The 18,876-nt window shown below is 57.1% G+C and carries 20 protein-coding genes; 10 read left to right on the top strand and 10 right to left on the bottom strand.

Going from position 1 to position 18,876, the window contains the following annotated elements; translation table 11 throughout:
• The first annotated feature begins 1 nt into the window (after position 1).
• On the top strand, positions 2-979 hold the full coding sequence (locus ACR0JI_RS18305) for an ABC transporter ATP-binding protein (RefSeq protein ID WP_480477609.1): 978 nt from the start codon (positions 2-4) through the stop codon (positions 977-979).
• Positions 976-1,932, top strand: a complete 957-nt coding sequence (locus ACR0JI_RS18310) for a dipeptide ABC transporter ATP-binding protein (RefSeq protein WP_480495871.1) — start codon at positions 976-978, stop codon at positions 1,930-1,932. The genes ACR0JI_RS18305 and ACR0JI_RS18310 overlap by 4 nt, the downstream gene beginning before the upstream one ends.
• 73 nt (positions 1,933-2,005) lie before the next feature.
• Here ACR0JI_RS18310 and ACR0JI_RS18315 read toward each other — a convergent pair whose 3' ends face one another.
• Positions 2,006-2,776, bottom strand: a complete 771-nt coding sequence (locus ACR0JI_RS18315) for a transporter substrate-binding domain-containing protein (protein ID WP_480477605.1) — start codon at positions 2,774-2,776, stop codon at positions 2,006-2,008.
• A 121-nt stretch (positions 2,777-2,897) separates the two neighbouring features.
• Between ACR0JI_RS18315 and ACR0JI_RS18320 the strand changes: the two genes are divergently transcribed.
• The 3 genes from ACR0JI_RS18320 to ACR0JI_RS18330 are packed head-to-tail and all read left to right on the top strand — an operon-like array spanning position 2,898 to position 4,753.
• Positions 2,898-3,638, top strand: a complete 741-nt coding sequence (locus tag ACR0JI_RS18320; protein WP_480495873.1) for an amino acid ABC transporter ATP-binding protein — start codon at positions 2,898-2,900, stop codon at positions 3,636-3,638.
• Positions 3,639-3,647: 9 nt separating this feature from the next.
• Positions 3,648-4,406, top strand: a complete 759-nt coding sequence (locus ACR0JI_RS18325) for an amino acid ABC transporter permease (RefSeq protein WP_480477601.1) — start codon at positions 3,648-3,650, stop codon at positions 4,404-4,406.
• An 11-nt stretch (positions 4,407-4,417) separates the two neighbouring features.
• The gene (locus ACR0JI_RS18330) at positions 4,418-4,753 is read left to right on the top strand and encodes a carboxymuconolactone decarboxylase family protein (protein ID WP_480477599.1); all 336 of its coding nucleotides are present in this window, start codon (positions 4,418-4,420) and stop codon (positions 4,751-4,753) included.
• Between the two features lie 31 nt (positions 4,754-4,784).
• Here the strand turns inward: ACR0JI_RS18330 and ACR0JI_RS18335 are convergent, their stop codons facing one another.
• Complete coding sequence (locus ACR0JI_RS18335; protein ID WP_480495875.1) at positions 4,785-5,717, bottom strand: hydrogen peroxide-inducible genes activator; 933 nt, start codon at positions 5,715-5,717, stop codon at positions 4,785-4,787.
• A gap of 107 nt (positions 5,718-5,824) precedes the next feature.
• On the opposite strand from ACR0JI_RS18335, the gene katG reads away from it, so the two are divergent.
• Positions 5,825-8,005: a catalase/peroxidase HPI gene (katG, locus tag ACR0JI_RS18340; protein ID WP_480495877.1), complete on the top strand. Its 2,181-nt coding sequence runs from the start codon at positions 5,825-5,827 to the stop codon at positions 8,003-8,005.
• 68 nt (positions 8,006-8,073) lie between these two features.
• Here the strand turns inward: katG and ACR0JI_RS18345 are convergent, their stop codons facing one another.
• The 6 genes from ACR0JI_RS18345 to ACR0JI_RS18370 form a co-directional block, all read right to left on the bottom strand.
• On the bottom strand, positions 8,074-8,916 hold the full coding sequence (locus ACR0JI_RS18345) for a fumarylacetoacetate hydrolase family protein (RefSeq protein WP_480495879.1): 843 nt from the start codon (positions 8,914-8,916) through the stop codon (positions 8,074-8,076).
• 18 nt (positions 8,917-8,934) lie between these two features.
• Positions 8,935-9,690, bottom strand: a complete 756-nt coding sequence (locus tag ACR0JI_RS18350; RefSeq protein WP_480495881.1) for an SDR family oxidoreductase — start codon at positions 9,688-9,690, stop codon at positions 8,935-8,937.
• Between the two features lie 139 nt (positions 9,691-9,829).
• Positions 9,830-10,660, bottom strand: coding sequence for an amidohydrolase family protein (locus ACR0JI_RS18355; RefSeq protein WP_480495882.1), 831 nt, complete (start codon positions 10,658-10,660; stop codon positions 9,830-9,832).
• Entirely contained in the window at positions 10,657-11,085 is a 429-nt protein-coding gene (locus ACR0JI_RS18360) for an RbsD/FucU family protein (protein ID WP_480477587.1), read from the bottom strand. The genes ACR0JI_RS18355 and ACR0JI_RS18360 overlap by 4 nt, the downstream gene beginning before the upstream one ends.
• The gene (locus ACR0JI_RS18365; RefSeq protein WP_480495884.1) at positions 11,075-12,127 is read right to left on the bottom strand and encodes an aldo/keto reductase; all 1,053 of its coding nucleotides are present in this window, start codon (positions 12,125-12,127) and stop codon (positions 11,075-11,077) included. Before ACR0JI_RS18365 ends, ACR0JI_RS18360 begins: the two co-directional genes overlap by 11 nt.
• Complete coding sequence (locus ACR0JI_RS18370; RefSeq protein ID WP_480495886.1) at positions 12,124-12,861, bottom strand: GntR family transcriptional regulator; 738 nt, start codon at positions 12,859-12,861, stop codon at positions 12,124-12,126. The genes ACR0JI_RS18365 and ACR0JI_RS18370 overlap by 4 nt, the downstream gene beginning before the upstream one ends.
• Before the next feature lie 81 nt (positions 12,862-12,942).
• On the opposite strand from ACR0JI_RS18370, the gene ACR0JI_RS18375 reads away from it, so the two are divergent.
• Genes ACR0JI_RS18375 through ACR0JI_RS18390 form a run of 4 tightly spaced genes read left to right on the top strand, consistent with a single transcriptional unit; the run spans position 12,943 to position 18,057 of the window.
• Positions 12,943-14,496, top strand: a complete 1,554-nt coding sequence (locus ACR0JI_RS18375) for a UxaA family hydrolase (protein WP_480495888.1) — start codon at positions 12,943-12,945, stop codon at positions 14,494-14,496.
• 41 nt (positions 14,497-14,537) lie between these two features.
• Entirely contained in the window at positions 14,538-16,061 is a 1,524-nt protein-coding gene (locus ACR0JI_RS18380) for a sugar ABC transporter ATP-binding protein (RefSeq protein WP_480495890.1), read from the top strand.
• Positions 16,061-17,068 carry an ABC transporter permease gene (locus ACR0JI_RS18385; protein WP_480495892.1) on the top strand — a complete coding sequence of 336 codons (1,008 nt, stop codon included), beginning with the start codon at positions 16,061-16,063 and terminating at the stop codon, positions 17,066-17,068. Before ACR0JI_RS18380 ends, ACR0JI_RS18385 begins: the two co-directional genes overlap by 1 nt.
• A 44-nt stretch (positions 17,069-17,112) precedes the next feature.
• Positions 17,113-18,057 (top strand): substrate-binding domain-containing protein, encoded by a 945-nt coding sequence (locus ACR0JI_RS18390; RefSeq protein WP_480495894.1) that lies wholly within the window; start codon positions 17,113-17,115, stop codon positions 18,055-18,057.
• A gap of 54 nt (positions 18,058-18,111) precedes the next feature.
• On the opposite strand, the gene ACR0JI_RS18395 is transcribed toward ACR0JI_RS18390, so the two are convergent.
• On the bottom strand, positions 18,112-18,411 hold the full coding sequence (locus ACR0JI_RS18395; protein WP_480495896.1) for a CcdB family protein: 300 nt from the start codon (positions 18,409-18,411) through the stop codon (positions 18,112-18,114).
• Entirely contained in the window at positions 18,411-18,641 is a 231-nt protein-coding gene (locus ACR0JI_RS18400; protein WP_480477571.1) for a type II toxin-antitoxin system CcdA family antitoxin, read from the bottom strand. The genes ACR0JI_RS18395 and ACR0JI_RS18400 overlap by 1 nt, the downstream gene beginning before the upstream one ends.
• Between the last annotated feature and the right edge of the window lie 235 nt (positions 18,642-18,876).

The following is an 18,876-nucleotide window of genomic DNA, read 5'->3' on the forward strand; positions in this document are numbered from 1 at the left end:
CATGAGCCTTTTGCAGATCCGTAATCTGACTGTTGAGTTCGCCACATCTTCGGGTAGTTTCCGCGCCGTGGACGGTGTCGATCTGTCGGTCGACAAAGGCGAATTGCTGGCCATCGTCGGCGAAAGCGGTTCGGGCAAGTCCGTGTCGATGCTGGCACTGATGGGCTTGCTGCCCTGGACCGCCACGATCACCGCCGATGAGATGAGCTTTGAGGGCCGTGACCTGTCCGGTATCTCGGCCCGCGAACGGCGCAAGATCATTGGTAAGGACATGGCGATGATCTTTCAGGAACCGATGTCCTCGCTGAACCCCTGTTTTACTGTCGGGTTTCAGATCAAAGAGGCATTGCGCATCCACCTTGGCCTGAACCGAAAAGAGCGTCACGAGCGTGCGGTCGAATTGTTCGATCAGGTTGGCATTCCCGCGCCTGAAAGCCGCCTGAATTCCTTTCCGCATCAAATGTCAGGGGGCATGAACCAACGGGTTGTGATCGCGATGGCCATTGCCTGCAACCCCAAGCTGCTGATCGCGGATGAACCGACCACGGCGCTGGACGTGACCATTCAGGCGCAGATTCTGGATCTGTTGATCCGGTTGCGTAATGAGCATGGCATGGGTCTGGTTCTGATCACCCATGACATGGGTGTCGTGGCGGAAACCGCCGAGCGGGTTCAGGTGCAATATGCCGGGCAAAAGGTTGAAGAACAGCCTGTCAGGGAATTGTTTCGAACGCCGCGTCATCCCTATACCACGGCCCTGCTAAGTGCTTTGCCGGAGCGGGCAACGTCCAAGATTCTGCCGACGATTCCAGGTGTTGTACCTGGGCAATTCGACCGGCCAAAAGGATGCCTTTTCAGCCCACGGTGCCGCTTTGCCGATGCGACCTGCGCTCAGACCCCGCCGACCCCTCATGCCGAGGCATTTGGCAAGGCGCGCTGTCACCATGTTGAAAAGATTGCCGCCGGAGAGCTGGTATGACCACACCTATCGTTCAGGCCAACGCCCTGGCCCGGTTTTACACGGTCAAAGGCGGGTTGCTGTCCAAACCCGCAACCGTAAAGGCGCTGTCGGGGGTGGATTTCGACCTGCAACCGGGAAAAACATTGGCCATTGTCGGAGAGTCAGGCTGTGGCAAGTCTACGCTGGCCAGACTGATCACAATGATCGAAGAACCAACCTCGGGCAGCCTGACGATAAACGGGGTCGAAATTACCCCTTCGCAATGGAGCAAGATGCGAGAGACGGTGCAGATCGTCTTTCAGGATCCCTATAGCTCGTTGAATCCGCGTCAGCGCATCGGCCAGATCCTGCAGGAACCGCTGATCATCAACCGGCCTCAGATGACGGCCGCCGACCGTGAATTGCAGGCACGCAAGATGATCGAGATGGTGGGCCTGCGCCCGGAACATTATGACCGCTATCCGCATATGTTCTCGGGTGGGCAGCGCCAGCGGATCGCCATTGCGCGGGCGCTTATGCTGGACCCCAAGGTGCTGGTTCTGGATGAACCTGTCTCGGCACTGGATGTGTCGATTCAATCGCAGATCTTGAACCTGCTGGTCGATCTTCAGGAACGGCTGAACTTGGCCTACCTGTTCATTTCACATGACTTGTCGGTTGTCCGGCATTTCGCCGACGACGTGATTGTCATGTATCTGGGGCGCGCGGTTGAAAAAGGTCCGAAAGAGCAGCTGTTCGCTGCTCCCCGACATCCGTACTCCAAGGCGTTGCTGTCCACGACGCCCCGTGCCGACCCGGATGCCCGGAAAGAGCGGATCAAGCTGGAAGGCGAGTTGCCGTCACCCATGAACATCCCGAAAGGGTGCGCTTTTGCGCAACGATGCTGGCTTGCGACTGACCAGTGCAGGCAAACATTGCCTGAACTGGATGATGAAATCCATCAGGTCGCGTGTCTGCATCCTCTTTTCTGAAAAACCAGATGGCCAGCGAAAACGCCCGGGCCATAGGACCGGGCGTTAGAGTATCCGCACGTCCTTGAAGGCGTCAGAGCCCCCATTTTTCGCGGTTTGCTTCAAAGAAGCCTTCCGCTTTTTTCACTTCGATCCAGTTGTTAACATAATTTATCCAGATCTGGTCGCCTTGTGGCAGGATCATTGCAATCGGCGAAGGTGATCGGGGGCCAGCGTTTTTCACGCGCTCTACTGGAAATTTCTCCTCTAGTGTCGATCCTTCGATGTTCGACGTGATGAACACATCAGCACGACCGGCGATAACTTCCTGAAAACCGCGGGCTGGGGCCTCGACCACCTTGATCTCGGCGTTAGGGAACCACTCGCGGACCCGTTTTTCAAACGTGGTGCCCAAAGTCGTCGCGACCTTAACTCCGGGTTGATTGATCGAGTCATATCCGTCGAATTTTTCGACCTTGTCCTTGGTGGTGTAGGGGAAGAGTTCCACCGAGATATAGCTGTCGGAAAAACCCGCAACTTTCATGCGCGGTGGTGAAATCGATGCCGACCCGGTCAGGTGGTACTTGCCCGCGACCACACCATTCACCAGTGTTTTCCAGTCGGTGGGGACAAATTCGACCTCAACGCCAAGATCGGCGGCCAGTGCATTCATAATGTCGATGTCGTACCCTTTGTAGCTGTTGGTTGCTGGGTCGCGCAGTGTCATAGGGTTCCAGTCACCTGTGGTACCAACCTTGAGCACGCCGGAATCCAGCACCTCGTTCAGCGCAGATTGCGCTTGTGCGGAACCTGACAATACAAGCCCCAACACGGCAGCCGCCGCGGCTTTCCAAAAAACGCTCATAGGTATCTCCCGTTGGTGGCGTTACGATTTTGTGATCGTATTCTTCATTGATTTAAGTCTAAAGGGAAAGATAACCTCAAGAAAATTTTATACTGAGGCTAAAATAGGGGCAATTCAGCTTATGCCAGACGCCGCAATCGAACTTGTGGATGTGAACAAGTGGTTTGATACCTTTCACGTTCTCAAGGACATCAATCTGACAGTTAACAGCGGCGAAAAGGTGGTAATTTGCGGACCTTCCGGGTCAGGAAAATCGACCGTTGTGAGATGTATCAACCAGTTGGAAAAGCACCAGAAAGGTACCATTCGTGTAGACGGGGTTGAGCTGACGGATGATGCAAAATCTGCGGCAACCATTCGGTCAGAAGTCGGGATGGTTTTCCAGCAATTCAATCTGTTTCCGCATTTGACCGTTTTGGAGAACCTAACTCTGGGCCCGATCAAAGCGCGCGGCCTGAGCCGGAAGGACGCGGAAGAAAAAGCGCGCCATTATCTGGATCGGGTACATATTCCCGATCAGGCGGACAAAAAGCCCATGCAGTTGTCCGGTGGTCAGCAACAGCGCGTGGCCATCGCGCGGTCCCTGTGCATGGAGCCACGCGTGCTGTTGTTTGATGAACCCACGTCGGCGCTGGACCCCGAGATGATCTCGGAAGTGTTGGAAGTTATGGTGGAACTGGCGAATGAGGGCATGACCATGGTGGTCGTGACCCACGAGATGGGGTTTGCCCGCAAAGTGGCTGACAAGATGATCTTCATGGATGCTGGTGAGATCGTCGAAGAAGGCAAGCCGGAACATTTCTTCACCAACCCTCAGTCTGATCGGTGTCGCAAATTCCTGTCTCAGATACTACAGCACTAAGAGGGGCAGATGAAAAAACTCTTTATGATAATGCCCCTGCTGATGCTCACAGGCTGTTCGTCGTCCCAGACCTGGGGTTGGTATGTGATCAACCCGACCACAGCATCGGGTTGGATCAATGTAAAATTCCTGATCTCAGGGATGGGGGCAACGATCCAGATTTCACTGATCGCGGCCGTGTTGTCGATCGTACTGGGGCTGATGGTGGCCCTGCCGGGATTGTCCGAGAAACGCGGCTGGCGGCTGGTCAACCGTGTTTACGTTGAATTCATTCGCGCCATTCCCCTGCTGCCGATGCTGTTCTGGGTCTTTTACGGATTGCCCATTGTGTTCAAGTCGATGGGCATGAATGTCCCCATCGATCCCTTTTGGGGTGCGATCATCACATTGGCGATTTCTGACAGCGCCTTCACTGCCGAGATTTACCGCGCAGGAATTCAATCCATTGCGCGTGGTCAGAGCGAAGCGGCGCAGACCATCGGGCTGAACTATATGCAGACCATGCGCTATGTGATCCTGCCGCAGGCAATCCGGCGCATTCTGCCGCCCTTGGCAAACCAGTTCATCTACATCGTCAAGATGAGCGCATTCGCCAGCGTCATCGGGATGCAGGAACTGACCCGGCGCGCGAATGAGCTGGTGGTCACGGAATACCGCCCGTTGGAAATCTATACCCTGTTGATCTTTGAATACCTGATCCTGGTTCTGATCATCAGTGCCGGTGTGCGCTGGCTGGAGCGTCGCATGGGCGCGGACGAGCGCGGTTAAGGAGAATGGATATGGACTGGAAAGCTTTCATGGCCGAGACCGAGGCCAATATCGGAACTTTTTCGAAGGAGGTGCCCGAAACCGTGCGCGGCTTTGGCATCATGGGCAAGGCCGCCAAGACCGATGGCGCGCTGAGTGAGAAAACCAAGGAATTCATGGCCCTTGGCATCGCCATTGCGACCCGCTGCGACAGCTGCATCGGATTTCACGTGCGTTCCCTTGTCCGGCTGGGTGCCACCCGAGACGAGATGTGCGAGGCATTGGCGATGGCGACCTATATGGGTGGCGGGCCGTCTTATGCCTACAGCGCCAAAGCGTTGAAGGCTTATGATGTGTTTTCCGGGTAATTGCCACGCAAATCACTAAAGCGGTTAGTGATCATCCGTTTGGTTCCGGTTTCATTTGCCCCATGCCTCCAGCGTTTTCTTCGGCGGTTTTGCGAATAATTGCGCCAAGTTTCAGGAGGTTTTCGCCCAGCGGGTTGGTCTTTCGCCAGATCAGGCCGATGGTCCGGGTTGGTGGAGTATCCTGAAAGCGGGCGATGGACACGTCGGCAGACCGGGTTTCCAGCCCCACGGCCATTTCCGGTATCAGCGTCACACCGATGCCCGCCCCGACCATCTGCACCAATGTGGACAGAGAACTGCCCTCCATAATGTGTTGCGGTTCGATATTGCGGATCGAACAGAATGAAAGCGCCTGATCCCTGAAACAATGCCCTTCTTCCAGCAACAGCAGCCGCATGGTTCTGAGCTGTGACGAACTTGGCATTGGCAACCCGGCGTCCCGCGCCGGGCGAACCAGCAGAAAGTCTTCGTTAAACAACGAAAATTCCCGAAGGCTGGGTTCCGAGACCGGCAAAGCGACAACGGCAAAATCCAGTCTGGAGTCCAAAATTTCGCCGATCAGGGTTTGGGTGATGGTCTCTTTGGGTTCGATCGTCAGCTGCGGGAATCGTTGCGACAGTGCCTTAATGATTGATGGCAGCAAATAAGGCGCGACCGTGGGGATGACCCCGATTCTGATGCGACCCGACAAGGGACCAGCGGAAGATTGCACAAGATTCCCCAAATCCTCGACCCGCGTCAGGATTTCGCGGCCATGTTTTAGGACATCCTCGCCAAGCGCGGTCAGGCGGGTTTCACGCGCTGCGCGTTCGACCAAGGGGCCACCCATGATGGCCTCCAGCTCCTTGATTTGTATGGAAAGCGCGGGTTGCGATATCGCGCTGGCCGCCGCCGCCTTGCCAAAGTGGCCGTGGGTGGCAAGCGCTTCGAAGTAGCGCAGGTGTTTAAGTGTGAGCGACTTCATAGGAAAAATTAATTGCAACGATAGTAATTACAAATTTCCAATTATCGAAACCGTAAGGTACGAGTCAAGACATCTGAACCCCTCGGTAAATACTCAGGAGATCTACAATGGACGGTAATCCCCACAATCACCAATCCGGCGGCTGCCCAGTCTTGCATGGCGGGAACACGGGCACGGGCAACTCTGTCACCAAATGGTGGCCGGATGCGCTGAACCTGGACATTCTGAGCCAGCACGACACCCGCACCAACCCGATGGACGCGGATTACAACCACCGCGAAGCAGTCAAAGGGCTGGATTTCAACGCTGTTCGCGCCGACGTCGAAGCGTTGCTGACCGACAGTCAGGACTGGTGGCCGGCCGATTGGGGCCACTATGGCGGCCTGATGATCCGACTGGCGTGGCACTCTGCCGGGTCGTACCGTCTGGGGGATGGTCGTGGTGGCGCAGGTTCGGGCAACATCCGTTTTGCACCGCTGAACTCATGGCCCGACAATGCAAGCCTGGATAAAGCGCGCCGTCTGCTCTGGCCGGTGAAAAAGAAATACGGCAATGCGCTGTCCTGGGCAGACCTGATTGTTCTGTCGGGAACGGTTGCCTACGAAGCCATGGGTCTGAAGACCTTTGGCTTTGGCTTTGGCCGCGAAGATATCTGGGGCCCGGAAAAAGACGTCTACTGGGGTTCGGAAAACCAGTGGCTGGCTCCGTCCGAGAACCGCTATGGCGATCTGGAAACCCCCGGCACGCTGGAAAACCCGCTGGGCGCGGTGCATATGGGCCTGATCTATGTGAACCCCGAAGGTGTGAACGGTAATCCGGACCCGGCGAAAACAGCGCTGCACATCCGCGAAACCTTTGCCCGCATGGCGATGAATGACGAAGAGACGGCGGCGCTGACCTGCGGTGGTCACACAGTCGGCAAAGCCCATGGTGCGATGGCAGGCGATCATATCGGTGCCGAGCCCGAAGCCTGCCCGGTCTCCGGTCAGGGCCTGGGTTGGAACAACCCCGATCAGAACGGCAAGGCAACCAACGCATTCACCTCTGGTATCGAGGGTGCGTGGACGAAAAACCCGACCAAATTCGACATGGGCTTTTTCGATTACCTGTTCGGATATGAGTGGGAATTGGGTAAATCGCCCGCGGGTGCACAACAGTGGCAGCCTATCGACATGCCGGAAGATGAAAAGCCGGTCGACCCGACCGACCCTTCGGTTCGGCGTATGCCGGTCATGACCGATGCGGACATGGCAATGAAGATCGATCCGATTTACAACGCGATCTGTCAGAAGTTCATGGCCGACCCGGATTACTTTGCTGACACCTTTGCCCGCGCGTGGTTCAAGCTGACCCACCGCGATATGGGGCCACGCGTCAACTACTATGGCCCAAACGTCCCGTCAGAAGAGCTGATCTGGCAGGACCCGATCCCCGCCGGTTCGACCGCGTATGACGTCGGTGCCGTCAAGGCAAAGATCGCCGACAGCGGTCTGACCGCGGTCGAGATGATCACCACCGCATGGGACAGCGCCCGTACCTTCCGTGGCTCGGACAAACGCGGCGGCGCAAACGGTGCGCGTATCCGTCTGGCACCACAGAAAGACTGGGCAGGGAACGAGCCCGAGCGTCTGGCAAAAGTGCTGGGCGTGCTGGAGCCGATTGCCGCGGAAACCGGGGCCTCGATTGCCGACGTGATCGTTCTGGCGGGCAACGTTGGTCTAGAACAGTCGATCAAAGCCGCAGGCTTTCACGTGGCGGTTCCGTTCTCGGCCGGTCGCGGCGATGCGACGGATGAGCAGACCGATGCCGACAGCTTCTCGGTGCTGGAGCCGCTGGCGGACGGGTTCAGAAACTGGCAGCTGAAGGAATACGCGGTATCACCCGAGGCGATGATGCTGGATCGCGCGCAACTGCTGGGTCTGACCGCAGCCGAGATGACGGTTCTGGTTGGTGGCCTGCGTGTGCTGGGTGCCAATCACGGTGGATCAGAGCATGGGGTCTTCACGGATCGCGTGGGTCAGTTGACCACCGACTTCTTCGTCAATCTGACGGATATGTCGCTTAGCTGGCATCCGGTCGATGGCGGCACCTATGAGCTGCGTGATCGTGCCTCGGGTGAGGTCAGGTTCACCGCAACCAGCGCGGATCTGGTCTTCGGCTCGAACTCGATCCTGCGTGGCTACGCCGAGGTCTATGCCCAGGACGATAATGCCGAGAAGTTCGTGCGCGACTTCGTAGCGGCCTGGACTAAGATCATGAACAACGACCGGTTCGATCTGGTAGCCTAAGTCATAAGTATCAGGCGAGGGAAACCTCGCCTGATATTGTGTTCGGGCTGACATCTGGTAGTGCCCGATTATCCCGCGATCACATTCTGTTTTTGAACACCCAGGCCTTCGATGCCCAGTTCCATCGTGTCGCCGGGTTTCAGATAGACTTGCGGGTTTTGCCCCATGCCCACACCCGGCGGAGTTCCGGTCGAGATCACATCGCCCGGCTGTAAAGACATGAATTGCGACAGGTGTGAGATCACAGTTGCCACCCCGAAATGCATCGTCCGGGTCGAGCCGTCCTGATAACGGTGGCCGTTGACCTCAAGATACATCGGCAGGTTCTGTGGGTCTGCAACCTCGTCCCGCGTCACCAGCCACGGACCGATGGGGCCGAATGTATCTGCCGACTTGCCCTTGACCCACTGCCCCGAGCGGTGAAGCTGAAAATCACGTTCCGACAGGTCATTGACCACGCAATAGCCAGCGACGTGATCCATCGCTTCGGCCTCGGAGATGTATTTTGTTTCCTTGCCGATCACCACGCCCAACTCGACCTCCCAGTCGGTCTTGACGGACCCGCGCGGGATTTCCACCGTGTCGTTCGGCCCGATGATGGCCGATGTCGCCTTGAAAAAGATCACAGGTTCCTGCGGCAATTCCATACCGCTTTCTGCCGCGTGGTCGGCATAGTTCAGGCCGATGCAAATGAACTTGCCCACATGGCCGACACACGCCCCTAATCGGGTGTTGCCTTCAACCATCGGCAAATCTTGTGCATTCAGCGCGCGCAGTCGCGCCAACCCTTCGTCGCTGAGAACGTCGCCCGAAATATCGTCGATAACGCCTGACAGGTCGCGAATTGTGCCATCGTCGTGCAGCAGCCCGGGCTTTTCAGCACCCAAGGCGCCAAACCGCAGTAGTTTCATATTGTGATCCCTTTCAGCTTAAATCGCCCATCCGCCATCAATGGCAAAGGGCTGACCAGTGGTAAATGCACTGCTGTCGCTCGCAAGGTAGAGCGCCAAATCGGCAATCTCGTCCGCGGTTCCAATGCGCCCCATTGGCTGGCGGGCGATGAAATCCGTCATCGCCTTTTCGTAGTCGCCCGTCGCCCGCAAACGCTCGTGCAGGCTGGGGCTGTCGACAGTGCCGGGGCAGATTGCATTGCACCGGATGCCCTGCGTGACAAAATCGGCGGCGATCGACTTGGTCAGGCCAATTACGGCAGCCTTTGATGCGCAATATACAAACCGGTTTGGAACGCCCTTCATCGACGAGGCGACCGAGGACATATTAATGATCGACCCCCCGCCGTTGTTCAACATCGCGGGCAGGGTCAGGCGGATCAGGCGATACATGGCCTTCACATTAAGATCGAAACTGAAATCCCAGTCGTCCTCTTCGCACTCAAGAATGGTCCCGTTTGCCACGTAACCCGCGCAATTGAACAGGGTATCCAGCGGTGGCAACGCAGCCACGGCTCGTTTCACGGCATGCGCGTCAGTCACGTCGAGATGGATCGGAGAGATCCCTTCGATTTCGGAAAGCTCGGCCAATGTGGTTTCGTTGATGTCGCTGGCAAAGACATGCGCGCCTTCGGCTGCGAACAGTTCGGCCGTGGCACGTCCGATGCCCTGTCCAGCGGCGCTGATGAATGCGGTTTTGCCTTTTAGTCGTTCAGAAGGCTGATGCGATGTCATTCTGGTCCTCATGGTTTTTCCGAAACCGGGTGGTGTGTTGGGGATAACTACCCGTCTGTTCGCGCCTCAGGGAGAACACTGGGCAGGATCAGCGGGCGCAAAGCAGGGCGTCGCGTGTTTGGGGTCCGGTGCAGCACCATCAAATCCTGATGTGATAAGCCTTGGCCGCATTCCCTCCGAGGATGGCTTCACGGTCATTGGAGGAAAGTGCGCTTAGCAGTTCATCGGTTGCATCGATCCAGCGTTCATAGCTGCTGGCCAGTGTGCAGACCGGCCAGTCGCTGCCCCAGATCAACCGCGATGGTCCGAACGTGTTCAGTAGGTGATCTACATAGGGGTACAGGTCCCGAACCGTCCAGTCAGGCGCGGCTTCGGTGACGAGACCGGACAATTTGCAGAACGCGTTGGTGTCTCGCGCGATGGCGGCCATGTCTTCGGCCCACCCGTCAAGTACACCCTCCCGGATCAGCGGTTTCGAACCATGGTCAATCACAACACGCATGTTTGGGTGCCGCGCCAAAAGTTGACGTAACGGGCCTAGGTGTCGGGGTAGGGTGAGGGCATCAAAAGTCAGATCGTTTGACTGGATGGCCTCAAAGGCAGGCGTCAGTGCCGCGCCGAGCATCCAGTTCGGATCAGCGATGTCCTGAATCATCGGCCGCAATCCAACCAAAGCGGGATGAGCGGCAAGTCTGGTGATTTGTGCACGCGCATCAGGGGCGTCAAAATCGACCCAGCCAACCACACCCTTGATAAAGGGTGTCTTGTCGGCCAGTGACAACAGGTACTCCGTCTCGGCGACGGTCGGCGCGGCCTGAACCAGAATTGTCCCGTCGATGCCCTGTGCTTGCAACAATGGCGCAAGGTCATCTGGCCCGAAGTCCCGGTAAATCTGGCCCAGGTTGGGTGTCAGCCACCCATAGTCACCACGCGACAGCGCCCAAAAATGCTGATGGGCGTCGATCTTCATGCGATCACGCCCTTCTTCAGAATGATGTTGCCGTAGAGCCTGCGCTCGCCGGTCTGAATGATGGCAAATGCGGATGCCGCGCGTTGGTAGAAGGCGAACCGGTCCAGACCCTGAATTTGCGCGGGGTTATCAGCCTGCGCGTCGATGATCTTTTGGAAATCTGCGACGGCCTCGGGCACGGCTTCGGGATCACCGACAACCTGCATGGTCAGCGCGGGGTCGGGCACGAATGTATCCAGCGGCATGACAGACAACACGGCGCCAAGCAGGTCGCTTGCTGTTGAACCATCCGCACGGATGCAGTCGGGCCCAAGGCTGGAGCCTGGGAAATTGGCGTCCGCAATAACGATGTCATCGCCATGGCCCATGGCGCGCAAGGCGTACAGCAATTCAGGAGACAGCAGCGGGTCGAGGTTACGCAGCATTGACAGGTTCCTTGGGCAAGGGGGCATCTGGCCGGATCAGGCCTTCGGTACGCAGGTCTGACCAAAGCTGGGCGGGGATAGTCCGCTCCAGCAGGGCGGCATTGGCTTGAACCTCGGCCGCATTGACAGCGCCCGGAACAACCGTTTTCACGGCGGGATGTCCCAAAACAAATTGCAGCGCGGCTGCGATCAACGGTGTGTCATGGGCCGCACAGACAGTTTCGATCCTGCGCACCCGTTCAAGAATATCCTCAGGCGCATCGGAGTAGTTATACTTGGCCCCAGGCACCGGTCCGGTGGCGAGGATACCTGAGTTATACGGCCCGCCCAGAATGATGCCCACATCGCGTTTCTCGCAAAGTGGCAGAAAACTGTCCAAAGCTTCCTGCTCCAAAAGCGTATACCGACCTGCCAGCAGAAACCCGTCGAAATCGCCAAAACCCAGAAGTTTCTCGCAAACCTGCCACTCGTTCACACCCGCGCCAATCGCAGCGATCTCACCTGCATCGCGCAGTTCAACCAGCGCCTTGTACCCGCCGCCATCGAACAACTCACGTACTTTGGCGTCTGACATTTCCTGACTGCCCTGACTGAAAGCGCAGACGTCATGCACCAGAAGAATGTCCGCATTGGCAACACCTATCCGGTCCCGGCTTGCCTCATATGACCGCATGACGCCGTCATAGGTATAGTCGAACACAATGCGTTTCTGTGGTACGTCTACAAACGCTTCGGGTGTCACCTCATGTGGTTCGCAATCCAACAGCAGACGACCGATTTTGGTTGATAGCTGAATGTTCTCACGCCCAAACCGCCTGATCGCTTCGCCAAAGCGATACTCGGACCGCCCCAACCCGTATTGCGGCGCGGTGTCGAAGAACCGGATGCCTGCGTCAAAAGCGGATTGCAACGCAGCCTGCGCATCAGCATCCGAGACCTTGCGATAAAGATTGCCCAATGGCGCGCCGCCAAACCCCATGCGGGTCAGCGGCACGGGCCGGGACGTTCTGTTGTTCAGAAGAGCGGTTTGCGAAACGGTCATCCTGCCTCTCGGGTGGTTTGGGGCGTTAAGTTGAACAGCTGCGGTCTTTCCTGTTGCAGCCGTTCGATCCGAGGCATCAGTTGCCCAAGGTGATGGCGCATGGCGTCTTGTGCTGCACGTTCATCATGGGCGCAGATGGCATCGAATATCGCCCGGTGTTCGGCCAGTGTTTCCGCGATGCGGCCGGGTGTCGGCAACAGCAACATACGCGCGCGGCTGACCTGTAGCGACACCGTCTGCGCCACATCCGGCAAGCGAAGCATCCCGGTGAACGCCATCAACAGGGCGTGGAATTCTTCATCCGCGTGATAGAACCCGGCAATGTCGTCATCTTCGATCAACAGCTCTTGCAGGCGCACGTTGCGGCTCAGCTTTTTGCGCTGATCATCGGTCAGGTCACGCGCAACCTTGGCCACTGTTGCCAGCTCCAGGGCCTCTCGCAGAAAGGCGCCTTCGCGGATCTCATCCATCGAAAAATAGGACACGCGTGTACCCGATTGCGGCACCACATCCACCAGCCCTTCTGCGGCAAGCCTGGTGATGGCGTCCGCGACAGGCGCGCGGGATACACCCAGGCGCGTGCAGATCGGTGCCTTTCTCAGATTGGCACCGGGAGGGAAATCCAGTGCCAGAATCGCCTGTTTGATGGATTGGTAAACCCGCTGCGCGAGCGACCCCTCAAGTGTTGAAATGTCGGGCAGGCGGGTGGCGTCAATGTCGTATGGGTGGTTCATAAATCTGAACTATCATACTAACATGTTAGTTGACAAGAGCGGTTTATCCCCGTAGCTCTGTGGCGAACAAGCGGGGAATCCATGCACCCAGTTTCAGAGATCAAAGCCCCGGGCGGCCCGGCCCGTGACACAATCCGGCTGAACCCGGATGACAACGTGATCATCGCGTTGCGCGACCTGAAAGCCGGCGCGCAACCGGATGGGTTATCGGTGCAGCTTCCCACGGAAATCGCACGCGGGCACAAGATCGCCACCGCCCCGATTGCGGCAGGTGAGAATGTGATCCGCTACGGACAGATCATAGGTCAGGCCAAAGCGGATATCGCCGCGGGCGAGCATGTTCATGTCCATAATCTGGGTATGGGGGCGCATCAGCAGGACTACGCATATGCAAGCGCGAACACGCCGCTGCCCGAGATTTCAGGCTCCCGTATCTTCCAGGGCTTCCACCGCGCCGATGGCAAGGTCGGCACGCGCAACTACATCGGCATTTTGACAACTGTGAATTGCTCTGGCTCCGTGGCGAGGTTCATAGCCGAAGCCACCGAGAAACGGGGCTTGTTGGACGCGTACCCGAATGTGGACGGTATCGTCCCGATCGTTCATGGCACCGGATGCGGGATGTCGGGAAAAGATGAAGGCTATGCCACACTGCTCCGGACATTGGCTGGATATGCCCAGCACCCGAATTTCGCCGGTATCCTTCTGATCGGTTTGGGGTGCGAGGTGATGCAGGTAGCCGATCTGGTTGGGGGTCGTCCGATCCGTCCTGATGGCGTGCTGCGTTACATGACCATTCAGAGTGAGGGCGGTACGCGCCGTACCATTGAACGTGGATTGAACGAACTGCGCGGGATTGCCGAACTCGCGAACAAGGCCGAACGCGAACCTGCGCCGATCAGTGCGATAACGGTTGGAATGCAATGCGGCGGGTCGGATGGCTATTCCGGGATCACCGCCAATCCCGCTTTGGGTTATGCCTCGGATTTGCTGGTGCGGCATGGCGGTACGACGATCTTGTCCGAAACCTCGGAAATCTACGGTGCAGAACACCTTTTGACCCGGCGGGCCGAGACCGTTGAAGTCGGGGAAAAGCTGATAGAACGCATTCGCTGGTGGGAGGGGTATACTCACCGCAACGGTGGTGAGATGAACAACAACCCTAGCCCCGGCAACAAGCGCGGCGGGTTGACGACCATTCTTGAGAAATCGCTGGGCGCTGTCGCCAAAGGCGGAACCGCGCCCTTGCGCGGTGTTTACAAGTTTGGCGAGAAAATCGACAGGACCGGGTTTGTTTTCATGGACAGCCCCGGTTTCGACCCATGCTCGGTCACGGGGCAGGTGGCATCAGGCGCGAACCTGATCGTGTTCACCACCGGGCGGGGCTCGGTTTCGGGTTATCAACCAACGCCCTGCATCAAGCTGGCAACCAATTCCGAAATGTATGCCCGGATGTCGGAAGACATGGATTTGAACTGTGGGGACATCGTCACAGACGGCGTGAGCATCGAGGCAAAAGGCGAAGAGCTGTTCGAAATGCTGATCCGCGTTGCATCGGGTGAACAAACAAAAAGCGAAGAACTTGGCTTTGGCGGGGTCGAATTTGTCCCCTGGCAAATCGGCGCGGTGATGTAGGCCGCACCACCCCTTGGGGAGAGGGGTGTTTGGGAGGGTAAATGACAAAACTGGTCGACATGTCGGGGATCGAGAAACACTTTCCCGGAGTCCATGCGCTGAAATCAGTGCAGTTCGATCTGGTGCCCGGTGAAGTCCATGCGCTGATGGGCGAGAACGGTGCAGGCAAAAGCACGCTGATGAAAATCCTCTCGGGGATCTATCAGCGCGACGGCGGCACACTGCAAATCGAAGGGCGTAATGCAAACCCAACCACGCCACGCGAGGCGCAGGCTTTGGGTATCGGTATCATCCATCAGGAACTGAGCCTTATGAATGATCTGACGGTGGCACAGAATATTTTTATTGGCCGCGAACCTCGCAAACGGTTTGGCCGACTGAACGATGCCGAGTTGAATGCACAGACAGCCGAGATTTTTGCGTCCATGAACCTAAACCTCGACCCCAGGGCGCAGGTCGGCAGTCTGACCATCGCCAAACAACAGATGGTCGAGATCGCCAAGGCCCTGTCTTTCCGGTCCAGGGTTCTGATCATGGATGAACCGACCGCGGCCCTGAACGATGCTGAAATTGCCGAGCTGTTCGTCATCATCCGCCGTCTGAAGGCCGAAGGCGTGGGCATTGTCTATATCAGCCACAAAATGGATGAGCTGAAGCAGATCGCTGACCGGGTCACGGTGATGCGCGACGGAGAATACGTTGGCACAGTTGACGCGGCAGCAACGCCGATCAGCCAGATTATCGCGATGATGGTGGGTCGCGAAGTCAAGGAAGAGCCGCTGGTTCCCCCCGATCTGAGCGATGCCGAAGTTTCGCTGGAAGTGACCGGGCTGTGTCGGGGTCACGAAATCCACGATGTCAGCTTCTCGGTTCTGAAGGGTGAAATCCTGGGCTTTGCCGGGCTGATGGGGGCCGGACGTACCGAAGTTGCGCGGGCAATCTTCGGGGCAGATCCCAAGGATAGCGGAGAAATCCGGGTGCATGGGCAGGTGGTCTCGATCCGCACGCCATCCGATGCCGTCAAGGCGGGCATTGGCTATCTTTCCGAGGATCGCAAGCATTTCGGCCTCGCCACTGGGATGAGCGTTCGTGACAATGTTGCCTTGGCGTCGATGGATATGTTCACCGGACGTGTCGGTGTTCTGAACGACAGTGAAATCAGCACGACGGCCAAGAGTTACATAATGCAGCTGGGTATTCGCACGCCTTCGGACACGCAGGAGGTGCGTCTTCTGTCCGGGGGCAATCAGCAGAAAGTTGTCATTGCCAAATGGCTGCTGCGGAATTGCGATATCCTGATTTTCGATGAACCCACGCGTGGCATCGACGTGGGCGCAAAATCTGAAATCTACAAGCTGCTGGAAGAACTTGCCGGGCAGGGCAAGACGATCATCGTGATTTCGTCGGAACTGCCCGAGATCATGCGCCTAAGCCATCGCATCGCTGTGATGTGTGAAGGCCGGCTGACCGGCATTCTGCCGGGCGGCAAAGACACCACTCAGGAAGATATCATGCATCTGGCGACCCAGCGGGTGGCAGCGATGCAGGTAACAGGAACAGCGTAATGACCTCAGCAACGGATATCGAAAAGAAAAGCCCGCTGGCGGGTCTCTCCGAAAGTGGCGCCTATCAAAAGCTGCTGGCCTTCGCCAGCTTGATTGCCTTGCTGATCGGGTTTTCAATCGCGTCGCCGAATTTCATGCAAACCTCAAACATGATCGCCATTTTGCAGGCGACATCGGTCAATGGGGTGCTGGCGGTTGCTGCAACACTGGTCATCATAACTGGCGGGATCGATCTGTCCGTGGGAACTCTGATGACGTTCTGCGCCGTCATTGCCGGTGTCGCGCTGACCTATCTCGGAATGCCGCTGTTGCTGGGGGTTGTGGCAGCGATTGCGGCGGGTGCGTTCTGCGGGCTGTGTTCGGGCACCTTTGTCGCCAAGATGAAAATCCCGCCCTTCATTGCCACGCTAGGTATGATGCTGATCCTAAAAGGGTTGTCGCTGGTGATCTCGGGCACGCGGCCCATCTACTTCAACGACACGCCGGGTTTTGACCAGATTTCGCGCGGGTCGCTGATCGGAGAGGTTTTCCCTGCTTTGCCGATCCCAAATGGCGTGCTGATCCTTTTCCTTGTTGCCATTGCAGCTTCGTACATTCTGGGGCGCACGGTTCTGGGCAGATACACCTTTGCGCTGGGATCGAACGAAGAAGCGGTGCGCCTTTCGGGGGTGAATACCGATCTTTGGAAGATGCGCATTTACGCTTTGGCAGGTGCGATCTGCGGTATCGGTGGAATCCTGATCGCGTCGCGTCTGAATTCGGCGCAGCCCGCGCTGGGGCTTGGCTACGAGCTGGAAGCTATTGCTGCCGTCGTGATCGGGGGCACGTCCCTGTCCGGTGGGCGCGGTACGATCCTTGGCACCCTGATCGGTGCCCTGATCATGGCAGTTCTGACCAATGGTTTGCGGGTGCTGTCCGTCGCGCAGGAATGGCAGACCGTTGTCACCGGCGCGATCATCATTCTGGCCGTTTACGCCGATATGGCGCGGCGCAGGAAGACAGGTTGAACATTCACAAAAATTAGAAACGAAGACCAACTGGAGGAGAAGACATGCTAACACGTCGTTTCATTTTGGGGGCCCTGAGTGCGGCCAGCCTTTCGATACCTGCATCAATGTCATCAGCGGAAGACATATATATTCCGCTGGTGTCCAAAGGGTTTCAGCACCAGTTCTGGCAGGCGGTAAAGTCGGGTGCGGAACAAGCCGCCGAGGAATACGGTGTCACGATCACCTTTGAAGGCCCGGACAACGAAACCATGGTGGATCGTCAGATCGACATGCTGGCGGCGGCCTTGGCCAATAACCCCAAGGCCATCGGTTTTGCCGCTCTGGACAGCCAGGCCGCCATTCCACTGTTGAAGCAAGCTGATGAAAAAGGCATTCCGATCATCGCCTTTGACAGTGGCGTTGACAGCGACATTCCGGTTTCTACAGCAACCACAGACAATCAGGCCGCGGCTGCGCTGGCTGCGGACAAGATGGCCGAGATGATTGGCGGCAAAGGCAAAGTGGCCGTTGTTGCGCATGACCAGACCAGCCGCACAGGCATTGATCGGCGTGACGGCTTCGTCAATCGTATTGCTGAAAAATACCCGGACATCGAAGTTGTCACGGTTCAATACGGTCAGGGTGACCACCTGAAATCGACCGAGGTGACCAAAGCAATCCTGACGGCGAACCCCGATCTGAATGGCATCTTCGGCACCAACGAGGGCTCGGCCATCGGTGTGGTGAACGGGGTGCAAGAACTGGGGACCGAGGGGCTGGTCATCATCGGGTATGACAGCGGTAAGGCCCAGAAAGATGCGATCAAAAGCGGGTTGATGGCGGGTGCAATCACTCAGAATCCCGTGGGCATCGGGTATGAAACCGTCAAGGCTGCTGTAGCTGCGATGAAGGGCGAAGAAGTTCCTGCCCTGATTGATACCGGGTTCTACTACTACGACGCATCCAACATCGACGATCCGAAGATCGCGGCAGTGCTGTACGACTGATTTTCATTGTCATACTTGTTCCTGGCTCTTGGTTCTCCAAGGGCCAGAAGCTTGTCAGAATCCCTGCATCAGCATGTCGATGCCGGCGGTGATCTGCGCAAAGTGATCATCAAGGTTTTCGACTGGCGATTTTAGAATGCCCACCGGAACGGCAGCCATGAATTGGGTCGCCATTACAAACGGTTTGCCCTGGATATCAAAGACGGGATTGAGCCGGGTGGCTGGGATCGGCGCCGTCGCTTCGGGAAGCAGGGGCACGACGACGCGTGTGTTCAACCCGCTCAGCAGATCGCTCTGGATGTCCAGAAGATACCCGTCACCTGACGGGTCGGGGAACACGTCGTATTTTGGCATCAGAACTGTCTGTAGGCATCCAGCGGTAAGCCATTATGCTCGACATACGCGTTGGAACTCTCAAGTGCGGCCTTGTTTTCGGCTTTCCAGCGTTCAGCTTTTGCGCTGGCGACTGCGGCCCGAATGCCGTCTTCGGCTGCGCGGGATAGGTTGATCTTCAGATCCCGCGCCTCGGACAGCATATCGCCATCCAGTGATAGATTTGTCGGTTTGCGAGATGGAGCATTCATTTGACTACCCTCTGAACTGCGCCATTTTATCATCACACGATATGCGCTTCAAACATGCGCATATTGTGTGAAGCGCGGAAGCCCTCTGTTCAACGGCACGTGGCAATCAGGAAGTTATTGGCCTGAAAAGAGCATTGCGCTCTGTTTTCAGCTCCCCCTATTACTGTGCGACTTTTTGTTTGTGTTTGTTGAACTGTTGGTCGAAGAGGTTTTTGAAGGGGCCGTTTTTCTGCAT

Source organism: Ruegeria sp. N10 (assembly GCF_056531545.1).

Bases quoted from the DNA above. Each gene is read 5' to 3' on its own strand.
- ACR0JI_RS18305 (WP_480477609.1), top strand. From the start codon at position 2: ATGAGCCTTTTGCAGATCCGTAATCTGACTGTTGAGTTCGCCACATCT.
- ACR0JI_RS18310 (WP_480495871.1), top strand. From the start codon at position 976: ATGACCACACCTATCGTTCAGGCCAACGCCCTGGCCCGGTTTTACACG.
- ACR0JI_RS18315 (WP_480477605.1), bottom strand. From the start codon at position 2,776: ATGAGCGTTTTTTGGAAAGCCGCGGCGGCTGCCGTGTTGGGGCTTGTA.
- ACR0JI_RS18320 (WP_480495873.1), top strand. From the start codon at position 2,898: ATGCCAGACGCCGCAATCGAACTTGTGGATGTGAACAAGTGGTTTGAT.
- ACR0JI_RS18325 (WP_480477601.1), top strand. From the start codon at position 3,648: ATGAAAAAACTCTTTATGATAATGCCCCTGCTGATGCTCACAGGCTGT.
- ACR0JI_RS18330 (WP_480477599.1), top strand. From the start codon at position 4,418: ATGGACTGGAAAGCTTTCATGGCCGAGACCGAGGCCAATATCGGAACT.
- ACR0JI_RS18335 (WP_480495875.1), bottom strand. From the start codon at position 5,717: ATGAAGTCGCTCACACTTAAACACCTGCGCTACTTCGAAGCGCTTGCC.
- katG (WP_480495877.1), top strand. From the start codon at position 5,825: ATGGACGGTAATCCCCACAATCACCAATCCGGCGGCTGCCCAGTCTTG.
- ACR0JI_RS18345 (WP_480495879.1), bottom strand. From the start codon at position 8,916: ATGAAACTACTGCGGTTTGGCGCCTTGGGTGCTGAAAAGCCCGGGCTG.
- ACR0JI_RS18350 (WP_480495881.1), bottom strand. From the start codon at position 9,690: ATGACATCGCATCAGCCTTCTGAACGACTAAAAGGCAAAACCGCATTC.
- ACR0JI_RS18355 (WP_480495882.1), bottom strand. From the start codon at position 10,660: ATGAAGATCGACGCCCATCAGCATTTTTGGGCGCTGTCGCGTGGTGAC.
- ACR0JI_RS18360 (WP_480477587.1), bottom strand. From the start codon at position 11,085: ATGCTGCGTAACCTCGACCCGCTGCTGTCTCCTGAATTGCTGTACGCC.
- ACR0JI_RS18365 (WP_480495884.1), bottom strand. From the start codon at position 12,127: ATGACCGTTTCGCAAACCGCTCTTCTGAACAACAGAACGTCCCGGCCC.
- ACR0JI_RS18370 (WP_480495886.1), bottom strand. From the start codon at position 12,861: ATGAACCACCCATACGACATTGACGCCACCCGCCTGCCCGACATTTCA.
- ACR0JI_RS18375 (WP_480495888.1), top strand. From the start codon at position 12,943: ATGCACCCAGTTTCAGAGATCAAAGCCCCGGGCGGCCCGGCCCGTGAC.
- ACR0JI_RS18380 (WP_480495890.1), top strand. From the start codon at position 14,538: ATGACAAAACTGGTCGACATGTCGGGGATCGAGAAACACTTTCCCGGA.
- ACR0JI_RS18385 (WP_480495892.1), top strand. From the start codon at position 16,061: ATGACCTCAGCAACGGATATCGAAAAGAAAAGCCCGCTGGCGGGTCTC.
- ACR0JI_RS18390 (WP_480495894.1), top strand. From the start codon at position 17,113: ATGCTAACACGTCGTTTCATTTTGGGGGCCCTGAGTGCGGCCAGCCTT.
- ACR0JI_RS18395 (WP_480495896.1), bottom strand. From the start codon at position 18,411: ATGCCAAAATACGACGTGTTCCCCGACCCGTCAGGTGACGGGTATCTT.
- ACR0JI_RS18400 (WP_480477571.1), bottom strand. From the start codon at position 18,641: ATGAATGCTCCATCTCGCAAACCGACAAATCTATCACTGGATGGCGAT.